Annotated in this window: 12 protein-coding genes; 6 read left to right on the top strand and 6 right to left on the bottom strand. The window is 44.5% G+C overall.

All coding sequences use genetic code 11. From position 1 onward, the window contains the following. Positions 1-4 precede the first annotated feature (4 nt). The 3 genes from R7040_RS04000 to R7040_RS03990 form a co-directional block, all read right to left on the bottom strand. Complete coding sequence (locus R7040_RS04000) at positions 5-988, bottom strand: AAA family ATPase (protein ID WP_005376549.1); 984 nt, start codon at positions 986-988, stop codon at positions 5-7. An 85-nt stretch (positions 989-1,073) separates the two neighbouring features. Continuing rightward, positions 1,074-2,375, bottom strand: coding sequence for an anaerobic sulfatase maturase (locus R7040_RS03995; RefSeq protein WP_258470481.1), 1,302 nt, complete (start codon positions 2,373-2,375; stop codon positions 1,074-1,076). Positions 2,376-2,481: 106 nt separating this feature from the next. After that, positions 2,482-4,008, bottom strand: coding sequence for an arylsulfatase (locus R7040_RS03990; protein ID WP_186585377.1), 1,527 nt, complete (start codon positions 4,006-4,008; stop codon positions 2,482-2,484). Between the two features lie 141 nt (positions 4,009-4,149). On the opposite strand from R7040_RS03990, the gene R7040_RS03985 reads away from it, so the two are divergent. After that, positions 4,150-5,007 carry a LysR family transcriptional regulator gene (locus R7040_RS03985; RefSeq protein WP_017635364.1) on the top strand — a complete coding sequence of 286 codons (858 nt, stop codon included), beginning with the start codon at positions 4,150-4,152 and terminating at the stop codon, positions 5,005-5,007. A gap of 134 nt (positions 5,008-5,141) precedes the next feature. Here R7040_RS03985 and R7040_RS03980 read toward each other — a convergent pair whose 3' ends face one another. Continuing rightward, the gene (locus tag R7040_RS03980; protein ID WP_213966169.1) at positions 5,142-6,689 is read right to left on the bottom strand and encodes an arylsulfatase; all 1,548 of its coding nucleotides are present in this window, start codon (positions 6,687-6,689) and stop codon (positions 5,142-5,144) included. A gap of 306 nt (positions 6,690-6,995) precedes the next feature. Here R7040_RS03980 and R7040_RS03975 point away from each other — a divergent pair, with 306 nt between their 5' ends. The 3 genes from R7040_RS03975 to R7040_RS03965 all read left to right on the top strand — a co-directional run bounded on the left by R7040_RS03975 (position 6,996) and on the right by R7040_RS03965 (position 10,027). After that, positions 6,996-7,382, top strand: coding sequence for a winged helix-turn-helix domain-containing protein (locus R7040_RS03975; RefSeq protein WP_025767860.1), 387 nt, complete (start codon positions 6,996-6,998; stop codon positions 7,380-7,382). 80 nt (positions 7,383-7,462) lie between these two features. Beyond that, positions 7,463-9,817 (top strand): fatty acid cis/trans isomerase, encoded by a 2,355-nt coding sequence (locus R7040_RS03970; protein WP_025767861.1) that lies wholly within the window; start codon positions 7,463-7,465, stop codon positions 9,815-9,817. An 18-nt stretch (positions 9,818-9,835) separates the two neighbouring features. Continuing rightward, positions 9,836-10,027 (top strand): hypothetical protein, encoded by a 192-nt coding sequence (locus R7040_RS03965; protein WP_005376565.1) that lies wholly within the window; start codon positions 9,836-9,838, stop codon positions 10,025-10,027. A gap of 50 nt (positions 10,028-10,077) precedes the next feature. On the opposite strand, the gene torS is transcribed toward R7040_RS03965, so the two are convergent. Beyond that, positions 10,078-13,041: a TMAO reductase system sensor histidine kinase/response regulator TorS gene (torS, locus tag R7040_RS03960; protein WP_025767862.1), complete on the bottom strand. Its 2,964-nt coding sequence runs from the start codon at positions 13,039-13,041 to the stop codon at positions 10,078-10,080. 43 nt (positions 13,042-13,084) lie between these two features. Between torS and torT the strand changes: the two genes are divergently transcribed. Beyond that, positions 13,085-14,134 (top strand): TMAO reductase system periplasmic protein TorT, encoded by a 1,050-nt coding sequence (gene torT, locus R7040_RS03955; RefSeq protein WP_081051359.1) that lies wholly within the window; start codon positions 13,085-13,087, stop codon positions 14,132-14,134. A gap of 64 nt (positions 14,135-14,198) precedes the next feature. Beyond that, positions 14,199-14,654 carry a methylglyoxal synthase gene (locus R7040_RS03950; protein ID WP_005376571.1) on the top strand — a complete coding sequence of 152 codons (456 nt, stop codon included), beginning with the start codon at positions 14,199-14,201 and terminating at the stop codon, positions 14,652-14,654. A 77-nt stretch (positions 14,655-14,731) separates the two neighbouring features. On the opposite strand, the gene helD is transcribed toward R7040_RS03950, so the two are convergent. Continuing rightward, positions 14,732-16,801 carry a DNA helicase IV gene (gene helD, locus R7040_RS03945; protein ID WP_213967550.1) on the bottom strand — a complete coding sequence of 690 codons (2,070 nt, stop codon included), beginning with the start codon at positions 16,799-16,801 and terminating at the stop codon, positions 14,732-14,734. Between the last annotated feature and the right edge of the window lie 87 nt (positions 16,802-16,888).

Below are 16,888 nucleotides of genomic sequence, written 5' to 3'. Positions count from 1 at the left end.
CCACTTACCCAATTTCTACACAATCTAGCAGCTCTTGTACGACTCGTTGGTGATCGACTCCGTCTGCTAGTGCGTCGTAGGTCAAAGAAAAACGGTGGCCCAATACAGACGGAACCATGGCACGCACATCGTCAGGAGTCACATGGTCACGTCCTTGCATCCACGCATACGCACGAGCGCATTTGTCGAGTGCGATGGAAGCACGAGGACTAGAGCCAATCTCAATCCATTTTGCTAAGTTTGAATCGGCATAACGCTCTGGCTTACGAGTCGCCATCACTAACGCAACGATGTAGTTTTCCACTAGGTCCGATACCACGATGTTTGGTAACTGACGGCGCGCTTCTAGCACCACGTCTGGCTCGATGTGTTTTGGCGTAATAATTTCGCTGCTGGTTTCCGCACCCAATTCTTCACTGCGCACCAAACGAATGATGTCACGTTCGGCGTCATCTTCTGGATAATCGACGGTAACCTTCATGATAAAGCGGTCCATTTGCGCTTCTGGCAGCGGGTACGTGCCCTCTTGCTCTACAGGGTTTTGCGTTGCAAGCACCATAAATAAGTCTGGCAATACGTGAGTTTTATCGCCTACTGTGATTGTGCCTTCGGCCATGGCTTCAAGCAGTGCCGCTTGTACTTTGGCTGGTGCACGGTTGACCTCATCAGCAAGTACAATGCTGTTAAAAATTGGCCCTGGCTGAAAATGGAGTTGCGGCTTACCATCCAGCTCTTGATAAACCTCAGTACCCGTCACGTCAGATGGTAAAAGATCCGGCGTAAACTGGATTCGACCAAAACTGGTGTTTAACAAGTTCGCCAACGATTTTACGGAACGTGTTTTTGCCGTTCCCGGTAAACCTTCTAGCAGAATATGCCCATTTGTTAATAACCCGATGACTAAAGCTCGAACCACGTGGCTTTGTCCAATGACGCTTTTTTCTGTTTGTTCGATGAGTTCTTTTATCGCTTGTTGTGCGTGGTTCATAGGATACCTTTTCAATGGTTTAAGCCGTCTTTTCGATAGTTAAGTATAAGAACAAATGAAATAACTTAAGGTTATATTCACTATGTTATCTTTGCGGTTCTTGAGATTGGAGAAGTTGTGCAAGACCAACCAACATCGGTAACGCATAATCAAAGAACATTTTGATTCCCGAACACAAATAGTTTAGACCACTCTCACCATTCGGCGTTTTGATCAAACGGTTTTTTGGGCACTCACCCCAACAATAAGGCAAGTAAGGGCATTGCTTACAATACGTCGGCAATGAATCGCGTTTTGCCATGCCAAAAGTATATTGTCTTGTAGAGAAGGCCATTTCATTCAGTGAGTGTTCATGAATGTTGGCGAGTTTGTATTCTGGATACACATAGTGGTCGCAACTGAACACGTCGCCATTGTGCTCAATCGCCAACCCTTTGCCACAAAACTCCGCCGTCACGCAAAGCTGAGACGGTTTCCCCATTACTTGCGCCACCGCGGTTTCAAACAGATTAACCAGCACACGGCCAAGATCGTTATTCACCCACTCTTCAAAGGTCGCCATTAAAAAGCGTCCCCAGTCTTCAGGATCGACTGACCAATCCGTTACAATCGACATTGGATGCCCCGGTTTAGCCAGATCACTGCCTTTGGTTGGGATCATCTGTTCGTTCCAAAACTGCGGCGCGGTTGTTTGGAAGTTGTTGGCTTCTACCACCGGCGCAAACTGGATATAAGTCACACCCAATTCTTGGGTTAAAAATCGATATACTTCGAGCGGGTATTTCGCATTGTGACGATTCACCGTGACCAACGCGTTGAATTTCACGCCATGCGCTTTGAGCTTATCTACCGCTTTCATCACGAGATCAAACGTTGGCTTACCGCTGCGGGTTTTGCGATATTTGTCGTGCAGCTCTCGTGGCCCATCAATCGACAAGCCAACTAGGAAGTTGTGTTCTTTTAAAAACGCACACCACTCATCGTTTAGCAAAATGCCGTTGGTCTGAAGGTCGTTTTCAATGCGAACGCCTTTCGGCTGATATTTCTTTTGCAAAGCTACGACATTGCGGAAATAGTCCAACCCAAGCAGCGTCGGCTCCCCGCCCTGCCATGAGAATACAATTTCTTCGCCATCCTGACTTTCGATATAGCTTTTCACGAACGCTTCCAGTGTTGCGTCGTCCATTTTTGGCTGCTTTTCTTGGTGCAGTAGATTTTCTTTATGCAGATAAAAGCAGTACTGACAATCGATGTTGCACTTTGCTCCGCCTGGCTTTGCCATCACATGGAATCGACGGTCATACGCGCCCAGAACAGGCGCTTTAGACGCCGTTTTAAGAGGAACAATAGGCATAGTAGTAGAATGGCGAGGGGAAATCTGACTCATACGTTTCTCACTATTACATATACCCAAATAACCTCGTGAGCGCTGTACAGCAAAAGTGAAGCTATTTGGGTATATAGCGCTCCAAAAAGCGCTATATAATCTTAATTTACTTAGAAGACTTAGGTACGAACGAACCTGCTTCCATACGAGGCGGGAATTCTTTGAATGTACCCATCACCTCTTTCACTGTATCCATTGCTGGCATCATTAAGAATGAACGCTCGTACATCCAACGAGAATAACCCATGCCTTGATCGCCTCGTTCAAATGGATCAATGCTCAAGTCAAAGATCAGTGGCACACGAAGTTTAGTGAACGGCTTACGCCATACATCCATACCCGTTTCATTCTCTTGAATCATAAAGTGGAACTTGTACTTTCCTTGGCGCAATGCCACAAGATCGCCGTCGTCGCTCCAGTAAACGAACTCATTTCGTGCGGATTTGTCTGACTTACCCGTTAAATATGGCAGTTGGTTGTAACCGTCTAGGTGAACTTTGTAGTCCATATCGCCAACTTTTTTGCCTTTTAGTAATTCGTCTTTAACTTTGGTATCACCTGCCGCAGCAACTAGTGTCGGGAAAAAGTCCTCTAATGACATCATGCCGTTGAATGTTTTACCTGCCTCAATTTTTCCAGGCCATTTAATTAACATTGGCACACGGAAACTCCCTTCCCAACCAGTGTTTTTCTCTGAGCGGAACGGTGTCATCCCTGCATCCGGCCACAAATCAACCATAGGGCCGTTGTCAGTGGTGTAAACAATGATTGTATTGTCATCCACACCTAACTCTTTGATCTTGTTAAGTAGCTGACCGATTTGGTCATCGTGCTGCTTAACACCATCCGCGTAGAAACCGGCACCTGTTTTACCTTGGTATTCTTCAGGAACATGCGTGAAGTTGTGCATGCGAGTGGTGTTAAACCAAGTAAAGAACGGCTTGTCCGCTTTTACTTGTTTTTCTATGAAGCTCTTTGCGGCATCAAGAAACTCACCATCAACATTTTCCATACGCTTACGCGTAAGTGGACCGGTATCTTCGATTTTGCCGTCAGCGTAAGAATGGATAACGCCACGAGGGCCAAATTTCTTCTTGAACTCCGGATCTTTAGGGTAATCCACGTTCTCTGGCTCTTCTTCTGCGTTCAAGTGGTATAGGTTGCCGAAGAATTCATCAAAACCGTGGTTGGTAGGAAGATGCTCGTCTCGGTCACCTAAATGGTTCTTACCAAATTGTCCGGTTGCGTAACCCATTTGCTTAAGCACGGTTGCAATCGTCGGATCTTTTTCCGAGATACCTTCCGGAGCGCCTGGTAAGCCCACTTTTGATAGACCTGTACGTTTTGGCATTTGACCAGTGATGAATGCAGAACGGCCTGCTGTCGAGCTTTGCTGTGCGTAGAAGTTAGTGAACTTCGCCCCCTCTTTAGCAATGCTATCGATGTTTGGCGTGTTGTACGCCATCATGCCTTGGTTGTAGGTACTAAGGTTCCAGTAACCAACATCATCACCAAAGATGACAAGAATGTTGGGTTTGTCCGCTGCATGTGCAACTGCAGATGCAGCGCCCAAAGCTAACGTACATGCGTTAAGTACGAGTTTTTTACTGCTCGTTTTGGTCGCATTTTTCATATTATCTCCAAGAGTTCGCTAGTGCGTAAAAAATGGTATTCGCTTTTCAATACCATTGTTGATATAAGATAAAGCACTAATTTCAGGCGATAAATGCAGTCAAAATTAGTTAACCTATAAATTAAATTTATGAGTGACGTTATGGACTTGAATTTGATCCAAACTTTTCTTGTTGTTGCGGAGTTTCAATCTTATACAAAAGCCGCGGAACAATTAGGGCTTACACAACCTGCTGTGAGCGCTGCAATAAAGCGTTTAGAGCAAGTCGTCGATAAGCAATTATTCGTTAAAAAAGGGCGAGGTATCGCACTAACCTCCACCGCTTATCAATTACTGCCGCAATTCCAGCAAGCGGTTAATATTATTGACAATGCGATATCTGATAAAAATCATTTTGAAGTGTGTTGTTCGGAAATTTTGTTGCACATTATGGACCCGATAAAGAACACTATTTTTTATGAATCACCACCCGAAAAATTCCTATTATTTGAGCTGTTAAGACAACAAAAAGTCGATCTAGTAATCGATACGGTGATCACGAAAGATGCAGCGTTTATTATTGAAGATGCCTATGAGGAAGAAGCCGTGGTTATCTGTAGTGAGAACCATCCCCGTGTACACGGCACGCTCACAAAAGAGCAATTTTATGAGGAAACTCACTGTTTATTTTCAGGAAAATGGAACAACATGTCGGGGTTCGAGCAACTAGCAAAGGAAACAATTCAAGAAAGAAAAGTCGACTTGATCACATCTTCGCTAGCGGGCATGGCGCTGTATGTCGCCCAAAGAGACAGTTTAGGGATCGTTTCTCAATCTTTTGCAAACAAGTGGAGCAAAGCGCTCAAACTTCAAATTTTGCCCTGCCCCATTTCGATACGCTCTATCCCTTACAAGTTCGTTTACCATAAGCGAGAGGTAAACAACCCAGCCCACATCGCTCTACGTGAAAAAATCAAAGCCAACTTAACGGCAGCCCACTACGAACCAATTTGTTTATAACTCTTGTCAATTGAAGCGTTAGGCGTTTTCGTCATCAAGCTTTCTACAAACCTGAATAGATAGAATTTTACAGATAAAAAAGAGGCTCACGTTAATGAGCCTCTTTCTATATGTAATACTTCACTTAGCTTTTCCTACTTATTTGGGTTCTCTTTTAGTTTCTCCATCACTTGATCGAGCGAGAAGCTTGCTGCTTTTTGCCTTGGTGGGAACTCTTTAAACGTTTCAAGGAATCTGCCAACGTAAGCTTGCGCAGGAACAAGCATGTAAGCACGGTCTAGCATCCAATCGTAGTAAGTGTTAGAAGTGATATCGGCCACTTCGTAAGGATCCATACGCAAGTTGAAGATCTTAGGAACACGAAGTGTGGTGAATGGTTCAGCCCAAATACGCAACGTACCTTTTGCTCGTTGCTCCATAAAGACCAGCTTCCATTTGTTATAGCGAAGTGCAGTTAAGTCTCCATCATCTGAGAAGTAAAAAATTTCTTCACGTGGAGCCTTATCCTCTTTACCAGTCAAATATGGTAGGAAGTTATAGCCGTCTAGGTGAACTTTGAATTTCTTACCATTCGCACTATAACCTTTGAGCAATTTCTCTTTGATATTGTCATCACCCGCGGCAGCAACGAACGTTGGCATCCAGTCCATGTGATGCATGATATCATTCGAAACAGAGCCAGCTTTAATTTTACCCGGCCAACGTACCATCGCAGGAACTCGGTACGCACCTTCCCAGTTGGTATTTTTCTCTCCACGGAATGGCGTTGTGCCCGCATCTGGCCACGAGTTCATGTGTGGGCCATTATCGGTGGAGTAAAAGACGATTGTGTTGTCTTTAATACCCAAATCATCCACTTTTTTCAGTAGCTGACCTACATGGTTATCATGCTCGACCATACCATCTGCATACTCGCTGATGCCTGTTTTTCCAGAGTTATCTTCTTTCACATGAGTACGGAAGTGCATACGAGTTGCGTTCCACCAGACAAAGAAAGGTTTTTCAGCCTTGACGGCACGATCCATAAAGTCAAGTGCCGCATCTAACGTCTCTTCATCCACGGTTTCCATGCGCTTGCGAGTTAGAGGCCCTGTATCTTCAATTTTGCCATCAGCGTACGAACGGATAACGCCGCGCGGACCGAACTTTTTACGAAACTCAGGATCTTTAGGATAATCGACGTTTTCTGGCTCCTCCTCGGCGTTCAAGTGATAAAGGTTGCCAAAAAATTCATCGAAGCCGTGATTAGTAGGAAGGTGCTCATCTTTATCACCTAAGTGGTTTTTACCAAATTGCCCTGTCATATAGCCCATCGGCTTCAGCATTTCGGCAATGGTTGCGTCCTCTTCCTTCAAGCCAAGATCAGCACCTGGAAGCCCCACTTTACTCAAACCTGTTCTAAGAACGGTTTGGCCCGTAATGAAAGTAGAACGGCCCGCTGTACAAGATTGCTCACCGTAATAGTCAGTGAACATCATGCCTTCTTTGGCGATACTGTCTATATTTGGTGTTTTGTACCCCATCAAGCCAAACGTGTAAGCACTGAGATTGGACTGGCCAATATCATCACCCCAAATGACGAGAATATTTGGTTTCTCTGCTGCGATACTGCTACTTGTCGCACCGATTAAAGCGGCGGCAAGAATCGCTAATCGGCGTTTAACGCCATATTTCGCTGTCATATAAACCTCTGTGTGTATTAGAAAAGTGCTTCCTGCAACAGAATGTATAGTTCACAAATAGCGGATAAGCGAATTTACTAAATGAGAATTCTTTCTATCTTTGCCTAACATTACACCGTTATTTGTAGCTAATACGCACTCCAATAGCACTTTAGTTCAGAGCGCCATCGCACCATTCATCACTACTGGTAATCTCAAGTATTAAGATTGTCTACGCATATCACAGTGCTCATAAAGTACCTGATTGCTTTTACATAAATATTAATGATAATACGTTTTACTACTATTAATAATTAAGGTACCCGTGTGCTTGACTCCAAGGTTTCAAATGGAAAAACTTCCCAATGCCAACACAACGGCGTTCACCATAATGATGAGGAGCTATTACTAGATAAGCGCACTCACTCTGTGGTACTCAATTACTTGCCAAACAAGAAATCTGTTCAGTTGACAAGCATTCAATTTAAGCTGCTGCAAACTCTCACTCACCATCAAGATCAAGTACTTAGTAAGCATTTTCTTTACGAAACAGTACTAAAACGTGAATTTACTGAACATGATCGAGCACTCGATATGCACATGAGCAGAATGAGAAAGCGTCTAGTTCACGAAGGCGTTCCAACAGACAGAATTCAGACAGTCCACCGCCAGGGTTACATTTTCAAGCGCTCAAACAATCAACAGAAAAATTAACGCTAATTGACCCAACTTTTGGTAATTGACCGCTTATTTTGCTTTAATTAATGCAAATTTTAATCACGTAAAATAACTCAATGAATTTGCGCTTAATTTTTACACTTTGCATTGCTACTTTGTTTGCCGGCTGTGCAACCTATGCTGGTCTTAACTATGACCAACTGTTTGGTCCACAGCTCGTGCGTGAACGCACAGTTGACGTGGAAACCCCTCAAGCAAACTTCTTCCAAAGCGAAGTTAAACCCATTATGGATAACCGCTGTGTCGTCTGCCACGCGTGCTACGATGCACCATGTCAGCTTAAGCTCTCTTCTGTTGAAGGCATTGACCGTGGTGCGAGTAAAGCACTGGTATATGAAGGAACAAGACTCACAGCCGCAGCACCAACACGCTTATTCGAAGATGCAGAAACAACCCAAGAGTGGCGCGATGCGGGTTTTCATCCGGTTCTCAACGAACGTGATCAAAGCATGGCAGCCAACATTGACGCAGGCCTTATCGCACGTTTGCTACAGCAAAAAGAGCGCCACCCATTGCCTGACCAAGTCCAGTTAGAAGGCTTTGACTTTTCGATAGACCGAGAGCAAACCTGTCCAACGATTGAAGAATACGAGCAATACGAAAAGGATAACCCAACCTGGGGCATGCCTTTTGGTATGCCAAATCTATCAAACAGTGAATACCACACTCTCATGACTTGGTTGGAAAACGGCGCAATAATGAACGTTCACCAACCTGTTAGTGAGAATGAGCAAGCGCAAATAGATAAGTACGAAACATTACTTAACCACTCTGATTTGAAAAATCAGCTGATGGCTAGGTATATATATGAGCATTTGTTTTTATCTCATCTCTACTTTTCGGAACTCGATGAAGATCCCCGATTCTTCACGCTCGTCCGCTCTGCGACACCACCAGGACAGCCCGTCAAACGTATTTCAACGCGTCGCCCGTACGATGATCCAGGGGTTGAACGTGTGTTTTATCGAATTATTCCAGAGCAAGGGACCATAGTAGATAAAACTCACATGCCATTCGCGTTAAACAAGCAACGCATAGAGAACTGGAAAGCTTGGTTTATTGATGCTGATTACATGGTTAGTAAGCTACCGAGTTATGAACCAGAAGTTGCTGCAAACCCGATGACATCATTCATCGACCTTCCAGTGAAGTCGCGCTTTAAGTTCATGCTAGATAATGCACAAAATACAATAATGGCATACATCAAAGGCCCAGTTTGTCGTGGCCAACTGGCATTGAATGTTATCAATGATCGCTTTTGGGTGTTTTTCCTTGATCCAGATAAAGCAGACATCCCAGAAGTAAATGAGTTTTACCGATCTCAGGCTGATAACCTAAAACTACCGGCAGAACAAGAAAGTAACACGCTACCTGTTACCAACTGGGTCAAGTACGCGCGCCAGCAAGCTCGCTACCTAGAGGCTAAATCTGAGTTCACTAATAACTGGTTTAAAGAAGGTGAAAACCTATCCACCGATGTAATTTGGGACGGTAATGGCACCAACCATAATGCGGCATTAACGATATTCCGCCATTTTGATAGTGCTTCTGTTGTTCAAGGGTTAGTTGGTGAGCAGCCTAAAACAGTGTGGATTCTTGACTACGCGTTACTAGAGCGTATCCACTATTTGCTTGTTGCTGGGTTTGACGTTTACGGTAACTTCGGCCATCAGCTCATGACACGAATGTTTATGGACTTCTTGCGTCTAGAAGGCGAAAGTAACTTTATCTCGTTGTTACCCGCCGATATGCGCCATGAACTGCAATCTAGCTGGTATAAAGATCAAAGCCCGCAGTTGAGTGACTTTTTACAACGAAATGTGAAGCCGTTTAACCAACCAACCAGCGTTCAGTATAAGAGTGACGATCCAAAAACGGAGTTGGTGGAGTTGTTGAGCGAACATGTTTCAGATGTGCTTCTGCCTCGCTACGAAATTCAAGACACGGCTCTTTCTGCGAGTAGTGAAAAGCAACTAAAACGTATTGACCACGTTCGTGGTGAAGGCCTAAAAACCGTTCCGCAAATCACTATGCTTATGGTGAGAAGTCAATCAGGGGAAGATGAACTGTTCACCTTACTTCACAACAATGCACACACAAACATCTCTAGCTTGTTTGATGAAGAAAGTAACCGTGACTTTGCTAACGATGATATGACCATTGTACGCGGCGTTGTGGGAAGCTACCCTGCGGCATTTTTCTCGATCAACGAAAACCAAGTAAAAGATTTTGTCGATCAATTTAGTGCCATCCAAAACGAGTCCGATTACGTTAAGTTATTGGATAATTTTGCGATTCGTAGAAGCTCAGAAAAATTCTGGTCATTTAGCGATCGTTTACACAATTGGTACCGTACAAAACAACCGATCGAATTTGGATTACTTGACTATAATCGTTTTGAGAATCGATGATGATTTAAGGGGGTTCTCATGGGTATCCGAGATAACATTGCCGCTCTTGAACAACAGATTTACGTTGCTTGTTCTGAGGGAGACTACGAAACGGTCAATATGCTTGAGCATCAACTCGAATACTTACGTGGCAAAGTGGAACATCCTTTTGATGATGATCCTTATGCCCTAGACACTCGATTCGAGTGGGAAGATGACATGACCGAATAGAAAAAACCTCCGGAAAGCCGGAGGTTTTTTTATTTTCAATGCTCGATGGATTACTTCGCCATTAACTCATCCAGAGCTTGAATTGATGCAGACACTTGAGAAACTAAATCATCTTTAGTCGCATTATAGGTATCTAGAGGTTGAGGCGCGGCTTCAATTGCTTGGCAAGCGTTCATTAACGCAGTTAGTCCTAAACTTCCTGCACTGCCCTTTAATTTATGGGCAAGGTTCTTTACTTCTTTACTATCATTGTCCTCAGCAGACGCTTGCAGCTTGCTTAATACATCGGTGCTGGTGGCTCTAAACAGATTAATAATGTGCAACATCTTATCTCTGCCCAAGATTTTCATATCGGACTCAATCACGCTCGGATTAATGATAACCACATCGGGTTCCTTTATTTTAGGTGCTTGAACGATCTTTGATTGTAGCTCTTGTTCTTGAGGCGAAATTTGATCAAACGGGGTACAGTCGGCATTTTGTGGCAACAACAACGGCTTTCCGTCTAGCGCATCCTGAATCAATGCCGCGAGTGCCTCTTTTGCCAATGGCTTAGGCAAGTATCCGTCAAAACCAGCGGCTAGATAGCGCTCAACTTCTTCCGCAAAAACGTGCGCAGACACTGCAATCATTGGCGTGACGGCAAGCGCTTTATTGGCCGGCTTATCACACTCAATCCGCTTTAAGCGTTGGATCAACTCAGTTCCATCACAATCAGGGAGGTTGATGTCGACTAAAGCGATATCAAAATCCTGTGTGCTGATCAGTTGCTCTGCTTGTGAGCCGTTTTCCGCCATTACGACTTGATGCCCCATGCTTTCTAGAAAGCCTTCCGCGACCACTCGGTTGACTTCATTATCTTCTACCAGCAAGACCTTTGCTTTCACTTTGCAACGTGCGGTTGCCACGGTTCCTGTTTCAACAGGTTCGCTTTCCTCTAACGGAATAGAGAACCAGAATCGGCTACCATTTCCCTCTTCGGAATCGACTTCTAAAACACCGCCCATCGCTTCAATGATTCGCTTACTGATGGCAAGTCCAAGCCCCGTACCTCCAGTTTGGCTCATCCCACCTTCAGCTTGCGTGAAGGCATCAAACAACGTTCTCTGGTATTTTTTGGCAATTCCTATTCCAGTGTCTGATACTTCAAACAGGACTTGCGACTCGTCCTCAGGGTTCAGGCTAACGTAGATATCAATTTCTCCTTCGTCAGTGAACTTAATCGCGTTACCAACAAGATTGTTCAGCACCTGACTGATTCTGGTGACATCCCCTTTCCAGTAGCGACTAACATCACTTTCAATATGGTAGGAGAACAGCAGCTTCTTCTCTTGTGCTCGACTGTTCATTAACTGGAAAGTGTCCTCCACCATTTGGTGTAAATCGAAGCCCATGTGACGAATTTCTAAATGCCCCGCTTCAATCTTGGAGTAATCCAGTACATCATTAAGGATCGCGAGCAACGTTTTACCACTACGATTAATGATTTCCGCATAACGCTTTTGAATTGGGTTGAGGCCTGAGTCAATCAGCAAGCGTGCTGTCCCCAACACTCCGTTCATTGGCGTTCTTATCTCATGGCTCATCGTCGCCAAGAATGCCGATTTTGCTCGGCTCGCTTGCTCTGCTTGCTTGCGAGCTTTAGCGTGATTCAAAACCTCTTCATTCAAACGGCGGTTGGCTTGTTTTAACTGCGAAGTGCGTTGCTCAACAAGCTCTTCTAAATGCTCTTTATGCTCCTCAAGCTCTCGCTTGGCTTGAGCTTCACCCTCTGCTACCACTTTTAGTGCTTGCGCGGTATTACGAGCCGTGATGATGGCCTGCCCCATATGCGCCAACTCATCTTTGCCTTTCACTTCCAACTCAACCGCTAAGTTACCCTGTGCCACAGACAGCAACGCAGCGGAATATTCCGCTAACCGCTTCACAACAGAAAGGTACACCACACGCCATAAAATAAGCACCAATACAATCAAACCAACAATTGAAATAACGGTTAGAGACCACTGAGCGAATTTCAATGTGCTGGTCAATTGGTCTACAGCGACGGTAGTGGTTTTGTTTGAATCATCAACCAATTTGTTGACCGTGCCATTAAGCTCTGAGAACAACTCTAATGTCTTTTGCATCAGCTGTTGTGACTGTTCGTTATTCTCGTATTGCTGCATCAGTATAGAAAATACGACCTGACGCTTACCAAGCTCTATGAGCAGTTGGCTCATTTGCTTAGAGCGCGTAGGATCTTCCACAGCGAGTACACGGCGTTGCATGATTTTGAGGTTGCTATCGAAATCACTTTGAACCTGTTGAATTCGCTCAATATTCGTTAATGTCCGAGCCTCTTCAATCTGATTCAACATTTTAAAGGCCAACAAGTGCAGTTCATGCAATCGCTCAGTCAGATCAAGATCGACCTCCACCAGTGCATCTAGCGCCTGATAAACTTGCGATTTTTTATTCGATTCTAATAAGTCATAAATATGCGTGACGTTAGCAACAGCAATGGTGCTTGTATTCTGAACTTGCGTACGAGTTAGTTGTTCTAGCTCTTCACTGAGCAGACGCATTTCTTCAACACGAGTATCTATCTCTTTTGCAAGCCACAGCTTTTTTTCAACCGAAACACCGAGTTCTGCCAAATTGTCGATAACGTTCTGGACGTTATTCTCTAAAGCTTCTAACAATTGAGAATCGAACGACTCACTCCCGAGCTCCTTGATGTGAGTGAGTAAAGACTCGAGCTGTTCGAACAGCACTCGCCCTGACTCCTTTCTTTCCTGCTCGTTTCTTGCGTTCGACAACATTTGTACAGACGAAATAATACGAGTACTCAACTCAGAGACTTGTCTCGCCTCAATCATGGCGGGAATCGCAGAATCCACGACATTTCTTTCGGTTTTGGCAACCAAAGAAAATCCAGACACACCAATAAGTGCCGATAACATGACCAGTATTGCCATCGCAATGAAAGACAACAAAAGTTTACGACCGATGCTTGCAGTTGCTAGCAGCATATTTTCATGACCTTAATGTTCGTGTTCAGCGACATATTACGTTATATTTTGCAGTGTTTACTTAATCTATGCCAACGAACTTCATTTCATGGTTAAAAATCAACACGCATTTCGCACATTTTTCAAACATTCTGCAGCCACTTTAACCCTAGTTGCTTCTTTGCCAGCGGTTGCCGCAGAGAAAATATGTGCAATATACCCTCACCTAAAGGATTCATACTGGTTGTCAGTAAACTATGGAATGGTGTCCGAAGCGAAAAGAGAAGGTGTCGAGCTACGAGTCCTTGAAGCGGGCGGCTACCCAAACAAAACCCGTCAAGAACAACAACTCGCACTGTGTAACCAATGGGGAGCAGATGCGGTTATCCTTGGGACCGTGGACCCACAGGCTTACGAGCATTCACTTAAAAATTGGGTGGGGAATACTCCCGTTTTTGCTACTGTGAACCAACTCGACTTAGATGAAGAACAAAGTGAGTTGCTAAAAGGGACTGTCGGTGTTGACTGGCATTGGATGGGATACGAAGCGGGTCAATATTTGGCCGCTCGCCATCCAAAGGGGTCAGGAAAAACCAACATTGCCTTACTTTTGGGGCCGCGAACTCGTGGTGGTACGAAACCCGTTACTGCCGGATTTTATGAAGCGATACAAGGAAGTGATATCAACATTGTTGACTCATTTTGGGCAGACAACGACAAGGAGTTACAACGTAACCTAGTTCAACGTGTGATCGATATGGGAAATATAGATTACATTGTTGGCAGTGCAGTGGCGATTGAAGCGGCCATCAGTGAGCTGCGCAGTGCCGGCAAAGCTGAGGAGATCGGTCTAGTTTCTGTGTACTTAAGTCATGGTGTATATCGAGGCCTGTTACGTAACAAAGTGCTCTTCGCACCAACAGATAAAATGGTGCAGCAAGGTCGGCTTTCCATGATGCAAGCAACGCATTACTTAAGAGGTAAAACGTATGACAAACATGCCTCACCAACCATCAAACCACTGACTCCGAAGACGCTTCATGACGACACGATCGAAGAATCGTTATCTCCGTCAGAATATAGGCCGACATTCCGTGTTAAGGCTGTTGATTGAAAGACCAAAAACGTGTTCTATTGAGTCACAACAATTTTAAAATCATACAAACGGAAACATCTTGATGCAAAAAACCATTCGTACCATGCCAACCCATAAACATGTGGCTTTGGTTGCTCACGACAACTGCAAACCTGAGCTACTTCGCTGGGTAAAAGAAAACAAAGAAAAGCTACAGAGTCACTTCCTTTACGCAACTGGCACGACAGGACACATGCTAAGTAAAGAAACTGGACTTGCGATCAAGAGCATGATCAGTGGTCCGATGGGCGGTGATCAACAACTAGGCGCTCTTATTTCAGAAGGCAAAATCGACGTTCTCGTTTTCTTTTGGGATCCACTGAATGCCGTACCTCACGACCCAGACGTTAAAGCGCTTCTTCGTATTGCTAGTGTTTGGAATATTCCTGTAGCAACGAACCGAGCCACCGCTAAGTTCCTGTTTAACTCCCCTCTTCTTGAGCAAGAAGTAGACATCGAAGTGCCGGATTACGAAGCCTATCTTGCTGAGCGCATGTAAGCTTTGATGCTAACCAAATAAAGCAAAGGCGATACCAAGTATCGCCTTTACTGTTTTTAACATTCTAAACGTTGCATTTAACGAGAAGTCACGATGGGATAGTCACCATTAACGAGCTCTTGAACGAATGCAGATCCCGCACCAGTATGCGTAATCCAAACCTTCTCTTTCGCACGTGTAATCGCCACGTAAAATAGCCTGCGCTCTTCTGCGTAAGGGAATTTGTCTTTGGACTCCGTCAACGCACCATCAATGTGAATTTGCTTCTTCTTAGCGGGGAATTGCCCCTCATCCACAGAAAGAATAATCACAAAGTCAGCTTCGCGTCCTTTACTCGCATGGCAAGTCATAAAGCGAATATCGAGATTAGGGAAACGTCGCAACCAATCGTCGAACAAATCGGGCTTATGATAATGGTTACGTCCTAGCAATAAAACTGACTTGGTTTGCTTGGCTTGTTGATTCAAGTGGTCCAAGATCTTTTCCACTTGATTGCTCGGCGCGGTATGTACGCTCTTCTGCTTGCGTTGTTTGTGGCTGTTTAGTGTTTTCGGCAACTGCGATGGGTTTTGCTGCACGAATGTATTCGCTACATCACCAATCTGATTGTTGAAACGATAAGTTGTATCTAAGTGATGAACGGTTGAGTGAGCAAAGCGTTCTTTAAAACCAGTGATAAGATCGACATCCGCTCCTGCAAACTGATAGATCGCTTGCCAATCGTCGCCAACAGCAAATAACGTGGCACCTGCTTGTTTCTGAGTGGATTCACACAGTGCTTCAATCAATGCCAGACGATCTGGAGAGATATCTTGATACTCATCGACCATAATAAAGCGCCATGGCGAGACAAACTTCCCTTTATTCACATAATCTGTCGCACGACTGATCATGGTTGGGAAATCCACTTGGTTGCTTTCTTTAAGCATTTTCTGCCACGCTGTAAAACATGGCCAGCATAAGGCGAGTTCACTATTTAAACGCGTATAGTCTTGGTGGTTTACGAGCTTTTCTTGTACTTGCTTTTTGGTCAAGCCCACCGCCGCTAAATGAGACAGCTGCGAATCTAGCCAAGCGATCAGTTTTGGATTTTCTGAATGGCTTCCTAACTCATCATCCCCTTTTAGGTACGCAATCGGCCATTTGTCTAAATGTTTTTGCCAACGTTTAAAGTTGGTGGGTGTCATCCAATGTTTTTTCAACCAGTCTACACACCATGCTGTTCGTTGATTTTCGTCCAACGCTAAAGGACTAATTTCGACAGGTTGCTGTTCGACTTGTTTAAGAATATACAAGCCCAACTGATGGAATGTGTTGACGCGCACACCGTCTGCCGCCATGCCCACTTTATCTACTAAGCGTTCTTTCATTTCAGTCGCCGCATCACGACCGAACGCTAACATGAGAAGCTCTTCTGCTTGAGCTTGATGGCTTTGCAACAAATAGGCAACTCGTGCGGTTAAAACGCTGGTTTTGCCCGAGCCGGCACCAGCAAGAACTAAGTTGTGGTCGTCGTTGAGTAATACCGCATATTGCTGGGATAAATTCAAAGGAGAGGATTCAATTTGATTAAACAGCACTTCCCAATTTGGACGTTCTGCTTCTAGCCAATCGCGATTACGCTCACCAAGCGCCTCAGAGGTATCAATGAGCCAAGGCTCTATTTGCGACATACGATTCGGCATTCGCATTTTGGCTTCTTCTAGGGTGGTTTTCATCTCGCTTAACTCTTGGTTAAGACTTTCAACCCAGGAGACCACTTGAGAATGCGATAAGTAAGCAGGCAAGTGCTTTAGTTTGTAAAGCTCTTCTTCCCACTTAGGTAGATACTCAGCCAGTTTTCGGCACTGAGTGTTGTGCCACTCTTGATATTGACGAACGGCCTCAAGCGCGAACTTTCGGCATTGTGGCCACGGTAAACCTTGGACTAGCCAGCTTTGTTGTTTGCCTTCGTGTTCATGAGCAAAAAACTGTAAAGAGCTCCATAATAACCCACGCTTTACGCTAACTTTGCCATTCCAGATCGTAAAAGGAATATGTTCTTCACTGCCTATCGAGCTTAATAAAACACTGTTCTCTTTTATTTCGACGTGATGGTACTCATTTTGAATAAAAAACTGTGCTTTGTTAGTGGCAGTAAGCTGCATGAAACGTGCGCCTTTTAGTTTAGAAGTTGTCGATTTATATCATTTTAAGGCGCTAAATTGTAGCAACGGCGAGCACCTAAGTAAGCT

The sequence above is a fragment of the Vibrio sp. 1069 genome, from assembly GCF_033340555.1.
The sequence above is the reverse complement of the archived record's forward strand: the minus strand, read 5'-3'. Positions and strand labels throughout refer to the sequence as shown.

Excerpts from the sequence above, each read along its gene's own strand:
- R7040_RS04000 (WP_005376549.1), bottom strand. The coding sequence starts at position 988 with ATGAACCACGCACAACAAGCGATAAAAGAACTCATCGAACAAACAGAA.
- R7040_RS03995 (WP_258470481.1), bottom strand. The coding sequence starts at position 2,375 with ATGAGTCAGATTTCCCCTCGCCATTCTACTACTATGCCTATTGTTCCT.
- R7040_RS03990 (WP_186585377.1), bottom strand. The coding sequence starts at position 4,008 with ATGAAAAATGCGACCAAAACGAGCAGTAAAAAACTCGTACTTAACGCA.
- R7040_RS03985 (WP_017635364.1), top strand. The coding sequence starts at position 4,150 with ATGGACTTGAATTTGATCCAAACTTTTCTTGTTGTTGCGGAGTTTCAA.
- R7040_RS03980 (WP_213966169.1), bottom strand. The coding sequence starts at position 6,689 with ATGACAGCGAAATATGGCGTTAAACGCCGATTAGCGATTCTTGCCGCC.
- R7040_RS03970 (WP_025767861.1), top strand. The coding sequence starts at position 7,463 with ATGAATTTGCGCTTAATTTTTACACTTTGCATTGCTACTTTGTTTGCC.
- R7040_RS03965 (WP_005376565.1), top strand. The coding sequence starts at position 9,836 with ATGGGTATCCGAGATAACATTGCCGCTCTTGAACAACAGATTTACGTT.
- torS (WP_025767862.1), bottom strand. The coding sequence starts at position 13,041 with ATGCTGCTAGCAACTGCAAGCATCGGTCGTAAACTTTTGTTGTCTTTC.
- R7040_RS03950 (WP_005376571.1), top strand. The coding sequence starts at position 14,199 with ATGCAAAAAACCATTCGTACCATGCCAACCCATAAACATGTGGCTTTG.
- helD (WP_213967550.1), bottom strand. The coding sequence starts at position 16,801 with ATGCAGCTTACTGCCACTAACAAAGCACAGTTTTTTATTCAAAATGAG.